This is a genomic window from Brevibacillus sp. B_LB10_24 (assembly GCF_046036945.1).
GTDB lineage: Bacteria > Bacillota > Bacilli > Brevibacillales > Brevibacillaceae > Brevibacillus_C.
The window spans coordinates 80440-93289 of record NZ_JBJQOQ010000011.1 but is presented as its reverse complement, the minus strand read 5'-3'; the positions used below and the strand labels follow the sequence as shown (position 1 = coordinate 93289).

The window sequence follows — 12850 nt, the reverse complement described above, 5'->3', positions numbered from 1 at the left end:
CTTCTTTCGTTATGACAGATATCCTCCCCCCATTCATGAAACGTATACAGAAGGATCATCAAACCTTCTAAGGGTAGGATACTATCGCCAATCTGCAAAGGCTATTTTATTGCTGCGCTGCTTGCTTTGCCTTTCCATAATACGGACATCGCAAAAGCAGCAAACAGGACGATTGCGGCAAATAGATACGGAGCGTGAATATTCACGTCGAACAGGACGCCGCCGACGGCAGGTCCGACGATAATGCCAAGACTTGTATAGGTCGAATTCATTCCTGCCACAAATCCTTGATTATCACCCGCCAATTTGGAGAGGAATGTCGTCACGGCAGGGCGAAGTACATCGCAAGCGAAAAATACGATACACGTCACAGCCATCATCCCCCAATAGCTGCTGACAAAGACCGTGACGAGAATGAAAACAGCGGCCAAGATCAGCGTGCCATGGATCAACCGTTTTTCGCCAATCTTCTCTACCAGCCTCTCAAAGAACGCAATTTGTGCAACCACCCCGGCAATGGAACCTACAGTGATAATCACCGCGATATCTTTGGACGTAAACCCGAACTTCGCATCGACAAAAAGGCTGAACATCATTTCATAAGCCGCGATTCCAAAAGATAAGACAAAGACGATCATCAGCGGGACAAAATAGATGGAATGGAATGATTTTTTCATTTCTTGCAAAAAGCTTGTCCTCATTTTCCCGGTTCTATTTTTCTGAAGCTGTTCCTTCGATAAAGGTTCTTGCAGAACGAGCAAGGATATGAAAGCGGCGATGAAGGCAAACCCTGCTGCGAAAAAGAACGGCGCACGTATCCCGAGCTCGGCGATAAACCCGCCCAGACCAGGACCGATGATGAACCCGGAACTGATGGCAGCAGCTTGATATCCCAGCACTTTTGCCCGGTTGTCCAATGATGTTCTGTCCGCTATATACGTGATAACGGCCGGCATGATAAACGCGTCACTCACACCTCCCAGTATCCTGGAAAGAAACAGAATCCATACCTGATTTCCTACTCCGAATAAAAGCTCCGAAAAAGCAAAAAGCAACAGCCCGAACACAATCATTTTCTTTCTGCCGACGGTATCCACCCAGACACCGGTCATCGGAGATGCCAAAAGCTGCGCAAAGGCAAACGCAGAAATCAAAATTCCCACTGCTTCACCGCTCAAGTGCATTTCTTTTGCAATGGACGGCATGACAGGGACGGCAAGACCAATTCCTACGTATGCAATGAACAAATTAAACAAAACCAAACCTAAGGAGATCTTTTCTTTGTTGACGGTAAACATGTTATTTCCCCAATCATATGAATTGAAACGAGACTATCGACTACCTTTTCTTCTTTTCTTCGGAATCCGCGATAGCCCCGTTGATTTTTTTCATCGTGTCAACCACTTGCTTCAGATCTTCGATACCGATCCGAGAGCAGTATTTTTGGACAAAATCTTCATCTGCCTTGTCGATCAAATCGGCGAATTTCTTCCCCTCTTCCCCAAGTGTGATGAGAGCTTCACGCCGGTTGTTCGGATTGCTTTCACGCACGATAAAATCCCTTTCTTCCAGCTTTGCCAATACCTGGCTAACGGCGCTTTTGGATATGGAGAATTTCAGTGCGATCTCGTTTGCCGTAATCCGCTGATTTCGCATGATGAAGAGCATCATGTTCTCTTGTTGAACAGTCAGATTATACTCATCTATTTTTTTAGCGCCTTTGTTATAGATCATGTAATAATCGTGAATGGTATCGTGTAATTCGTTCACCACTCTGCGATATTCCGCAAGCATGTCAGTCCTCCTGAAATTTAGTTTAGTTAAGTTAACTTAACTATATGCCAAATTGAATCTGTTGTCAATCAAGTTCTGCCACAATAAAGCAGCGGCAGCCCCGGACTTTCATAGGTCACGGTCCCCAGCTGCCGCTGCCAAACTCGACGATTACGATCCTTTTGGCGCCGTATTTTCCTTTTGATAAGCGGACATCCAGGCCGGAAAACCATGGACCGCTATCCCGCCAAACCCATCGTATTTTCCCAGCTGGTCTTTGGTTATGGCCAGCTCTGCTTCCATTTTGCGGGAGCCTTCTTCATAGAATGTGGTTTTCTTGCTTTCCCTGCTCTCGGAAATATCGACGCCGACGATCACTGATTTCCCCAGGGAAGTCGCCTCCTTCACCGTTTCGAGCGCATTGGCGACGATCCCGTCATCGCCCAGGGCCGTGTCCCGGTAGTCCATCAGAACAAGGGTATTGAACCGCTTCAGGATCCACGTGCTCAGGTAATAGTCTTGGTAACCGGGAATTTCAATTTTGTTGGCCCAAAACGGAAGATCGAACGAGACTGCCAACGGCTCAGGCGCCTGTACTTCTCGGGCGATGTACTCCATGTTAGACAGCCATTCCTCCAGCGTATGATCCTGGTCGCTCTTCCATTCCGGCAGGAGGTATGGCTCGATGTCCAGATGAATGCCGGAAAACCGCTCATCCTCGTCTACATTCCGATTGTAGCTTTCCACCCACTCGATAAATTCCTGAATATACGGGCGGCTGCTCTTCAGTCCCCAAGAGGGATCGCCCGCAAGCGCCTCTACTTGTATCCCCTGATTACTGGCCGCTTTGATAAAACGAGCATATTCTTTCGCAGGTACATTCTGGCGGTCGACATACAAGTAAATATTTGTCACGTCATTTTGTTTAGAGAAGGCAAGGATTTCTTCCCGATCGCTCATAATCGTACGCGTATCCCAGATCCAGGTCCCTTTATATGCAGGAGAGCTTTGTGCGAAATACGCGATGAGAAGCGCTGTTAAGATGACAGCAACGACACAGCAGCCCGTCCAAAACAGCCGCATCTTACGCGGAAAAAACCGTTGCAATCGCTGTTTGATACGATTACCCCCTTCTTTGTAGAGTTGTACGCAGCAAGGGAGCTGCAGTTTACAGTACCCGGCTTATGGGTTTATGCCCCTACATACACTTTTACTTTTCTTTCGTTTTTGGAGATGCCCGTCCCTAATTTGTAGATGTTGTCAGACTTGATATCGGCAAATGCGTTGCGCGTATCGATGATCGGTACGCCTAAATGGGCTAAATCCTCATAATCGAAGCTGTGATGGTTGGTGACCAGGACCATGCAATCATAGCCCGCAAATGCACAGCGATCGTATTTGACCGAGTGTACCACATTTCCCTGCGCATCCCGGAAAGAGGTGGCATACGGATCGTAAAACTGCACCTTGGCTCCGCTATCCTTGAACAACTCATAGATTTCCAGGGCCGGAGACTCGCGAAGATCATCAATATCCGGCTTATACGCCATGCCCAGAATCAGCACCTTGGAATTGCGGATGGACTTAGCGTAAATATTAAGTACTTGTGCCGCGCAATGCAACACGTATTCCGGCATGTTGTCATTGATCGATTGGGCCAGCTCGATAAACTTGCTGTAGAAGCGGAATTCTTTTGCCTTCCAGGAGAGGTACATCGGATCAAGCGGAATGCAGTGCCCTCCGATACCGGGACCTGGATAGAAAGGCATAAATCCAAAAGGCTTGGTAGAAGCGGCCCGGATGACCTCCCATACATCGATCCCCATCTTGTCGCACATCATCGCCAATTCGTTCACGAAGGCGATATTGATGCTCCTGAACGTATTTTCCAGCAGCTTGGACATTTCTGCCACCTTAGTAGAAGAAACGGGAACCACTGTTTTGACGACATTGCTGTAGAGAAGCACACCCAGTTCCCTGCACGCTTCTGTCGTACCGCCAATCACCTTCGGCGTGTTGTACGTGTTGAAGCTGCGGTTGCCCGGATCGACACGTTCCGGCGAGAAACAGATGAAGAAGTCGACACCTGCGGTAAAACCTTGCTCCTCCAGCGGCAATTGGATCAGTTCCTCCGTTGTTCCCGGATAGGTTGTGCTTTCTAGTATGATCAAGGTGCCTTTTTTCAGATACTTTTTGATTTCGCTCACGACACTCTTGATGTAGGAGGTATCCGGATCCTGATTTTCATTGAGCGGAGTCGGCACACAAATGCTGATCGCATCAAGCTCCTGAATCAGACGGTAATCTGTCGTCGGAATGAACTGGCCGGAACGGACAGCATCGGCAACAGCTGTGTCGGGAACGTCTTGAATGTATGACTTGCCGCCCAAGAGGGACTCCACTTTCCGCTGATCCAAATCGATTCCGTATAAGGTGAAGCCTCCCTTTACCATCTCCATGGCCAGCGGCAGGCCGACATAACCAAGTCCGATGACCCCGATCTTTCCTGTTTTATTCTGCAGTTTTTCTTGCAATGCGTGATAATGATTTGTCTTCTTCATCTGCTTCATCTCCAGTCACCTAGTTTTTTGATCCTCCACTGAAGTTCGGAGATTGAAAAGGGCTTTGTAACAAAGTCGATGGCTCCCAGCTCAAACGAGCGGTTGAGATGATCGGCCAGCTGCTTGCCTGTCAGGACGATCACCTTCCCTTTGTTTGCGCTGGCCTTCGTGATCTTGTCAATCAATTGATAACCGTCTACGATCGGCAGATTTAATTCCGTAATGACCAGATCAGGCACCGCTTCCGAATAGATCGCCAGCGCTTCAGCGCCATCCTTGGCCTCATACACTTTGTATCCTTCCAGTTCCAGATGCAGTCTGACGAACTCGCGAACCACCTCGTCCGTGTCCACGATTAGGATGGAAGAAATTCCTTGATGGGCTGACTGCTCGACGAACAGACGAATCTCCTTTTCTTCCCCTCGCGCCTTGGCAGCCAGCTCGATTAATTGCGATACCGTACTCTCGGACGGTTCGCCGCATTCGGGAAAACTGGCCACGATTAGTTGTCCTTGAAGAAGGCCGCGGCTTTCGAGGAAGTCTTTGACGATTAAAGACGTATAGTGGGTCGCGGCAAATTTGCGCTCCTCCAAAATCATCGCAAAGACCATGTTGTGATCGTCGAACAGGTATTTGGCTGCAAGCTCGGTTTCGCTCTTGTTCACGAAGGATTCCAACTGATCCAGCGTCTGTTGATTGATGTTGGCAGATGGAGCCAGGATCACGCCGCACGGTTGGTGACGATCGCGGGTCACATGGGTCATCTGCAAAAGCTGCTGGGCCAATTCACCATGCCTGTCCTGAATGAAAACCGCCATGCTGTCCACTCCTTTTCATATGGTTATTTATTTAAACTTGGTTCTGACCATCGTCCCCCAGGTATTGTTGTTGCGCAGATAGTCGATGTGGCCGAGGAATCTCCACAGCACCCCGATTTGCCGATACCCCAGGAACATCAGGAAGGAATACAGCAGCATTTTGTTCAGATCGCTAAGTCTGGGATAGCGGCTAAAGGCGGATTCCTCGATAAACAGGGCGCCAAGACTAAGGATGAAACAGGAAAAGAAGTTTACCAGGGCGAAGAGCACCAGCGTTTTCCAATCGGTCATGTTCAACAGCCAATACCCGAGAATGGCGAGCAGCCCGGTTATGCGAACGTATGGATTTAACGTTTCAAAGAGAATGTTGTAAGGCAGCGTCAGCATGCCGAAGATCTTGTACTTCGGCCGGAACACCATGTGGATTCCTTCCTCGATCATGTTCTTCAGATTTCCGCGGCCCCACCGTTTCCGCTGGCTGCTGAGAATGCGGTACGTATCTGGGGCTTGTGTCCAGCACACTGCGTCCGGACAAAAAGCGACGCGATACGGGATCTTGTTCTCCAGGCAGTAGCGGTGCAGCTTGATGACGATATTCATGTCCTCGCCGGGATATCCGCCGCGGTAGCCTTTGACGGCGATGATTTTATCCTTTTGGAAAACCCCGAAAGCGCCCGATACGATGATCAGGCCGTTCATGGCGCTCCAACCGATCCGCCCGCCCAGGAACGCTTTGATGTATTCCACGTTTTGCAGAGCGGGAAGCAATTTTTTAGGGAACCTTACATTTTTTACAATTCCATCTTCCACCGTGCAGCTGTTTACGATTCGCACATTTCCCCCCACTGCCACGGTATCTTCGGGATTTTCCAAATAGACTCTGGCGATTCGCGTCAAGGCATCCTTTTCCAGCAGGGAATCCGCATCGATCGTGGAGATCAAAGGATAGTGGGACAGGTTAATGCCTGCGTTCAACGAGTCTGCCTTTCCGCCATTTTCCTTGTCGATGAAGTACAGAGTCGGGTATTCCGGGTTGTAGTAGATCCCTCTCACCTTCTCTGTTTGGATGTGATCGGCCATGATCGGATTGATCTTTTCCAAGTTGAATTCATCGATCATCACCTGGAAGGTATTATCCTTCGAACCGTCGTTGATGACGATGACTTCGTATTTCGGATAGTTGAGGGCCAAGAGGGATCGGACGTTTTCGATGATCGTAAGCTCCTCGTTGTATGCGGGCACTAACAGGGATACCGGTGGGAGATGCTTGGAGCCCGACAATTTCTTGATGCGGTTGTACTGAATTCCTCTTTTGAGCGGGAACGTCTGCCGAATCGACAGAGCAAAAATCAGGTAATAGAGGAAAGTAATGACAACGACGTAGTACATGGCAAAATAACCGTACCCGAGCAGGAACTCGCGCAGAAAATGGAGCCATGAATCTGTTTGCAGGTAATACTCGATGAACTTCATGTTTGCCGTCCTCCTATGAACTACACGACACGATAGATTCGGTTCTTTTTGCCGAGAGTCTTTTCGTAGGCGTACAACAGCGCATTATAGCGTGTCAGTTTGTCCAAATCATGGGGCTCGGTCGATAATTGCTTGATCTCTTCCTCGATAATCGCTTGGATCCATTTACCTTGTGCCTGCCCTCGGTACGCCACAGCGCCGGTACAAAGCGCAGCGATTCCTGTTTGACCGAGATGGATTAAGGCGATCGCACTGGCGTACACCACACGTTTGTCCTCATCCTTCAGCGCCTCTTTCAGCGCGTTTACATAGGTTTCATTTCGCAGCGTCGCCAATGCTTGAATCGTCAAGAGGCGGATTTCTCCATTCGCATGGCGAAGCAGCTTGTCTACGACATTTTTCGGGAACAGATGGGAAGAGTTGAGATACAATTCCACTGCTCGTACCTGGATCTCTTCCCGTTCATGGTCGATCAACCGGTAGGCGGCAGACGCAACCCCAGGGCTGCTGTACTCTCTCAAACCGGTTAAACCGATCATGATCAGGGTCGGGTGTTCTTCCTGGACAAATTCGGCAAAAAGGGCATATTGATCGATATCGGACTCCTGGATAATGTCTACCAACAGATCGTAGAATCCCTTCTCGTGTTTGAGCAGGCTGCGAACCATTTGTTTGACATCGTGCTCATCGCGGGCGCATTTTGCCACAGCGCGAGCGATGACAAAGAGCGATGAATCGTGCTTGTGCTGGCGCAGCATTTTGAGCAGCAGCGGTACCGCCTCTTCCACTCTCATACACCCCAGATGATAGGCAGCATCTACCTTTTCCCGATAGGAACCGCCGCCGAGGCGCTGCATGTGGTATTCGATCAGTCCCAAGTCTTCGCAAAGAAGCGTTAACTTTTGCCGCTGCTTTGCATCGGTAAAGGACTCGATCAGATCGTTGAGCCAGTCTTGTAAAAAGCCCCGTTCGGCCTGACTCATCGGGATATTGGGCAAGCGCAGCCGCTCTTCACCGTGAAGATGGGCCTGGATGTATATCAGATAGTCTTTGAATTTGATCTGGAATTGGTCGGATGCCCGTTTCGTCTTCACTTCCTTCAGCTTCATTGCGTAGACCACGACGATAAAAATCGCGTTGCATGCAATGAGAACATACAAGAGGTTGATCGCGATGCTGGTTGAGTTAATCACACAACGAACTCCTTCCTTCATTCCCACCTGTAAAAGGACAGGTGCTCGAGCTTGCCGCAGCCTGTTGTTGCGTCAAGCCCGAACGCGGTTATTTCTTCACGGGTTGATCCACATCACGCATGGCCTTCTGCATGATGTAGTAGCTCTGTTTGGGCCGCTCGACGTATTTGACATCCTTGTCTTCCCAGCTCTTCCATGTGTAAAGCGGCAGTTTGGATACCGGATACGGCGCGTTCCCTTCCAAACCGATCACCTTTTTGGCAGCCTTATCCACGATCCAAGGGACGATGCGAATCCCCTGCACCTTGGTCGATACAAATTGCTTGCCGTCGGTTTGATCGTAATTGATCACGCGCAGCGAACTGGGGTCGCTAAAGCCAAGCAGCATCCACGGGATGCGAACCTCCAGTACATTTCCCTTCGCCTGCCACATCGCTTTGGAATTGTAATCCGGCGCTTGTGGATTGCTGTTACCCCGGAGCAGATTGCCTACCTCTACGTCTTTGAACGGGTGGGACGAACGGGCATCCGGATACTCCAGCAGGTAATTGACCACCAGTTTCCATGGCTTAAAGATACCGGAGTCATCTTGCAGTTCCTTGCTGTCAAACTTCGGATCCGCCGTTTCTTTGTACGAACGCGTATGGACATCGTAGTTGGAAGCAACCAACATCCTGGCCTGCTTCTCATCTGAGAGCTCCAGCAGGGTTTCCAGGCCCTCATCCAAGGTCTTTCCGTTGAGCTGGGGCGCATGGCGATTTCCGCCCGGCAAGGTGTCCATTCCGAAGTAGAGCGCCTGTTTTGCAGGGTCGAACGGTTGGGACAGCTTCGCCATGAGGTAGAGATAGCCCTCATCGTGCGATACCCAGAGTTCATCGATCCCGTCGATCTTTTCGTCGATTTTTTGCTTGTCGCCATCACCAAGCTTGTCCCAATCGGAGGCGTCCCCATCGATGTGAATTTTGTCATCCTTGCTTGGGAACATGCCGAGAACGCCGAAGAAGGATTCGTTGGTCAGGGCGTTGTACCAGTATGCGCGGCGGTCCGGAATATCGTAGCGCATCGTATTCCAGGTCTTTTTAAACCATTCGTCCTGCCAGGTAAAGAGGATGGCGCCGGAGTACCCAGCATCGTGGATTTGCCGGAACATGTCTGCATCCATCTCCCCTTGTTCGCGCTCGTCATGACCGCCCTGATTGCGGCCCAGCATCCCCATGTGGGCGATACCCTGGGAAGACGGCACGCCGTATTCCGTAATCATCACGGGAATGTCCTTGTGATAGTCTTTCAGCTTTTGGAGATAGGTTTTGTAGCTGTCTGCCTCTCCCCGATCATTTTTCATCGTCTGGAATGACTTATCATAAGTAAAGAAATCGGGATAGTAGGGATAAACGTGGTAGGAAGCGAAATATCCTGCATCCCAATTGACAGGTTCAATGTGAGTCGGATCAACGCTCACCATGTCTTCCGCTACCAGCGGTTCCCCCGGATGCTCCAGCGGATCGGTCGTCACCCAGTTGGAAAAGGCGATCGGATGCTGCCAGCCTTGTTTGGCCTCTGTTTGAGCCGTCACGTCAACCATTTCCGCCAGCCATTTTTCGAACGGACTAGCTCCTGGCTTGCTTTGGAAGTACGTTCCTTTGTAATCGGGAACGTCGGCATGTTTTTTGTTCGTATCTCTTACCATAAAGGGGTCCCATTCCGTGCCAATGATCCAGCCCATGAGGTAAGGGCCGGCATTAAAGGCGTACTTCCCGCTTGCTTTACCCGAATGTTCCACGGGCGGGATGTCTGCGTTGCCGTACACCGCTTCTACGGCGTTTTCGATCTCTTTTGAGAACCTTTCCTTCAGTGCAGGATTGAAGGCGTCTCTGCCCGCGATCAGCTCTTCTTCCGGACTCCACACCCCTTGAATAAAGAAGAGCGGATGATCCTGGTGCTTGGCATTGTAGCGGACCAGACTCTCGTAAAACTCCGGTTTCAAGATGGTGTAGACGCGGATGACATTTGCCCCCATCTCCTGGATCATTTCAAACCAGTGTTCGTAGTCGTCGTTTGAAATCGCCAGTTCTCCCGGAAAGTGTCCGGGGATCGTCGCTCCCATGTTTACTCCTTTGGCAAAATAGGGTTTCCACGACTGATTGGCATACTCTTCCATTTGTGAGCCATTTGCTTTAAATTTCACCTGAACGCCTGGACGAATTTCTGCACTTTCCACTTTTGCTGTTGGCGGCCATAGCCAATAGACGCCAATGGCAGCCAGGATCACTACAGCAAGTCCAAGCTTGGCAAGGCGGCTTTTGAACATGTTTTCATCTATCCTTTCGGTGACATGCAAGCTTTCTGACAGATCAGTATCCTCTTGCGTGCAAAGGATATAGTGCGCTCAATATACTCGGTATATTACGTTATTCATTCATGTTTGTCTGTGCACGATTTATGGGTATGCTGTTAGAATTTACAATTTTCATCACACCTCTCTAATAGAATAGAACCTTGTGAATAGAGAGATAGAAAAAATATACATTGTCCGTTAGTTTGCGATATTTTATAATGGCGTTAAAAATACTATCTTTACATGATGTGATTGGAGGAGCAATGAAAAAGATAACCTCGACACTTCTTGCAGGATTCGTCATGTTGTCAGGGACTGGGGTTTCTGCTGCCGCCGGCTCCGATATTAGACTGTTGATTAACGGACAAGCCGTCCAGACAGATATTCCGCTGCAAATGGTCAAGGGTAGAGCCCTCGCTCCTGTCCGTACAGTAGCAGAGCATTTAGGGGCTTCTGTCAAATGGGATGAAGAGAAAAAAACGGTGTTTATCACGAAAGGGAACCAAAAAGCAAACGTCGCCAATACATATGCAAATGACACGAATGAGATAAAATTGGTGATCAACGGCAAAGAAGTGAAATCAGATGTTTCTCCTGCCATCATCGGCGGAAGAACGATGGTTCCGGTCCGGACGATTGCCGAAGAATTGGGTTCTACGGTCGAGTGGAACGAAGCCAAACACACCGTCTGGATTGCTAACCGGATCGTCAACCCTGCCGCAAGCGATTTTCACGGCCAAGGGATGATTACATTCTCGTATGACGACGGGTTGGACTCGTTCTATGATCGCGCCCTGCCGCTGCATGAAAAATTCGGGATGCCGGCTACGCTGAATGTGATCGCCGGGAGGATAAAGGACGGAGCCAATACCGAATTCCTCGAAGCCTCCCAAATAAAAGATGCCTACGACAGAGGCGTGGAGATCGGTTCCCATGCCTATTCGCATTACGACCCGCTAACCAGCAATAACGACGGCGATCTCGAATTTGAATTGGCGAAAAGCAAGGAAATCCTCTTGGGCATCGTTCCAAAGGTAGACTCCCTCTCCATTCCGTTTTCCGATTACGATAATCGGGTACGGGAAGTTGCCAAGAAGTATTACAAAGCCGTCCGCGTCTTCGAGCATCAGCAGAACAACCTTCCGCCGGACGATCCTTATTGGCTGCATACGGCTATTGCGGTAACGAATGAAATGACGTTCGACCAGATCAAATTGCGCATCGATGAGGCCGTGAAAAATAAAAAGTGGTGTATCATCATGCTTCACGGGATCGATCCGGATGCCGGCGATCTGTATGAGATCAAACCGGAACTGCTGGAGCAGATACTCGAGTATGTAAACGACTTGGGAAGGGATAAAATCCTGCCGGTGAATACGATCGACGGTTTGACGATCGCCACGCAAAAACGGGGCAAGTAATCTGATTGAAAACGTGCAAAACCTCTCAACCTCCTAGCGAGATTCGCCATAGAGGAGTTGAGAGGTTTTTTTATCGGTTCAGGCATTCACGGCTAAAATGGAATACAGTTCATCAAGCTTCTGGATTTCGTATGTCGGCACCACTTCCGTGTCATTTTCTTTTCGTTCCGGATTGAACCAGCAGGTATCGATGCCGGCAAGCTGTCCGCCTTTGATATCCGAGTGAAGGGAATCCCCGATGATTAATCCTCGTTCCGGTGAGAAATCCGGGACTCGTGCAAAAACAAAATCAAAAAATTCCTTCATGGGCTTTTGATAGCCGGTATCCTCGGAGACGAAGATCTGCTTGAACAGTGGAAACAATCCGGAATCCCGCAAGCGTCTATCCTGCATCCGGGAAACGCCGTTCGTCACAATGTATAATTCAAATGTCCCGTGCAGGTCTGCTATTAATTTAAAGGCACCTGGTATAAGCTGGTGCCCCTCTTCCAAATAGCTGCGGTACTGCGCATCCAGCAGGGCCCCGTCCACCTCGAGGCCATATTCCTTCAATAAGGTGGAAAAGCGCGTATTCAACACCGCCTCCTGGTCTATCTTTCCTTCCTCAAAGGCCCTCCAGAGACCTTGATTGATCTGTTGATAACGGGATTTTGTCTCTTGGGTAAAGGGAATATTTTGACCTTCCAGCAGCAGGCGAAGCGCTGTGTTTTCCGCCGCTCTAAAATCCAGCAGGGTGTCATCTACATCGAAGAATAGCGTCTGATATTTTTTCAACATGATCTCTCCATTTTTGCGTTTTGTGCTCCGGGATCGAAGCTTGGCATGGCCTGGTTCCCCCGCCTGCCGCCGAATTTAAATACAAGAATGCCGCAGACGATGACCAGCACACCGACCAGCTGTTTACACGTAAAAGGGACCTGCTTCAGCCCAAACCAGCCGAGTGAGTCCCACAATAAAGCAAAACCCAGCTGTGATGTCAAGACGATCGATATGGCATACGTAGCAGACAATCGTCTCATTGCCTGCACCAGACAGGTGACGACACCGACGCCGATCAATCCGCTGAACCAGTACCAAGTTTTCATCTTTTCCAAGAGAAAAAGCTGCTTCCCTTCAAAGATGAGACCTGCAGCCAGCGAAGCCAGGAACCCCATGCCTAATACCAGCGTCGTTGTGGCCCAAGATCCCGCGTGCTGATTCACCTTGCTGTTGAAGATGTTTTGCAAGCTGACCAGCGAACCTGCGACTAGCGCCAAGAAAACTCCTAGAATCATGG

The 12850-nt window shown here is 49.6% G+C and carries 11 protein-coding genes; 1 reads left to right on the top strand and 10 read right to left on the bottom strand.

Annotated features, from left to right (window positions below; all coding sequences use genetic code 11):
- Window positions 1-101: 101 nt before the first annotated feature.
- The 8 genes from ACI7RC_RS12545 to ACI7RC_RS12510 all read right to left on the bottom strand — a co-directional run bounded on the left by ACI7RC_RS12545 (window position 102) and on the right by ACI7RC_RS12510 (window position 10126).
- Window positions 102-1298: an MFS transporter gene (locus tag ACI7RC_RS12545; RefSeq protein WP_408108586.1), complete on the bottom strand. Its 1197-nt coding sequence runs from the start codon at window positions 1296-1298 to the stop codon at window positions 102-104.
- Window positions 1299-1338: 40 nt separating this feature from the next.
- Complete coding sequence (locus ACI7RC_RS12540; RefSeq protein ID WP_408108585.1) at window positions 1339-1794, bottom strand: MarR family winged helix-turn-helix transcriptional regulator; 456 nt, start codon at window positions 1792-1794, stop codon at window positions 1339-1341.
- Between the two features lie 150 nt (window positions 1795-1944).
- Window positions 1945-2733 carry a hypothetical protein gene (locus ACI7RC_RS12535; RefSeq protein ID WP_408108584.1) on the bottom strand — a complete coding sequence of 263 codons (789 nt, stop codon included), beginning with the start codon at window positions 2731-2733 and terminating at the stop codon, window positions 1945-1947.
- Between the two features lie 230 nt (window positions 2734-2963).
- Window positions 2964-4343, bottom strand: coding sequence for a nucleotide sugar dehydrogenase (locus ACI7RC_RS12530; protein WP_408108583.1), 1380 nt, complete (start codon window positions 4341-4343; stop codon window positions 2964-2966).
- A complete protein-coding gene (locus tag ACI7RC_RS12525) occupies window positions 4340-5152 on the bottom strand; it encodes a response regulator transcription factor (protein WP_408108582.1) in 813 nt (270 codons plus the stop codon). Before ACI7RC_RS12525 ends, ACI7RC_RS12530 begins: the two co-directional genes overlap by 4 nt.
- A 27-nt stretch (window positions 5153-5179) precedes the next feature.
- Window positions 5180-6577 (bottom strand): glycosyltransferase family 2 protein, encoded by a 1398-nt coding sequence (locus ACI7RC_RS12520; RefSeq protein ID WP_408108634.1) that lies wholly within the window; start codon window positions 6575-6577, stop codon window positions 5180-5182.
- A 68-nt stretch (window positions 6578-6645) separates the two neighbouring features.
- Window positions 6646-7818 carry a HEAT repeat domain-containing protein gene (locus ACI7RC_RS12515; RefSeq protein ID WP_408108581.1) on the bottom strand — a complete coding sequence of 391 codons (1173 nt, stop codon included), beginning with the start codon at window positions 7816-7818 and terminating at the stop codon, window positions 6646-6648.
- Window positions 7819-7906: 88 nt separating this feature from the next.
- Window positions 7907-10126: a hypothetical protein gene (locus tag ACI7RC_RS12510; protein WP_408108580.1), complete on the bottom strand. Its 2220-nt coding sequence runs from the start codon at window positions 10124-10126 to the stop codon at window positions 7907-7909.
- 290 nt (window positions 10127-10416) lie between these two features.
- On the opposite strand from ACI7RC_RS12510, the gene ACI7RC_RS12505 reads away from it, so the two are divergent.
- Window positions 10417-11574: a stalk domain-containing protein gene (locus ACI7RC_RS12505; protein ID WP_408108579.1), complete on the top strand. Its 1158-nt coding sequence runs from the start codon at window positions 10417-10419 to the stop codon at window positions 11572-11574.
- Between the two features lie 78 nt (window positions 11575-11652).
- Here the strand turns inward: ACI7RC_RS12505 and ACI7RC_RS12500 are convergent, their stop codons facing one another.
- Both ACI7RC_RS12500 and ACI7RC_RS12495 read right to left on the bottom strand, forming a co-directional pair.
- Window positions 11653-12348, bottom strand: a complete 696-nt coding sequence (locus tag ACI7RC_RS12500; RefSeq protein ID WP_408108578.1) for a YjjG family noncanonical pyrimidine nucleotidase — start codon at window positions 12346-12348, stop codon at window positions 11653-11655.
- Window positions 12345-12848 (bottom strand): DMT family transporter, encoded by a 504-nt coding sequence (locus tag ACI7RC_RS12495; RefSeq protein WP_408108577.1) that lies wholly within the window; start codon window positions 12846-12848, stop codon window positions 12345-12347. The genes ACI7RC_RS12500 and ACI7RC_RS12495 overlap by 4 nt, the downstream gene beginning before the upstream one ends.
- Window positions 12849-12850: the final 2 nt, after the last annotated feature.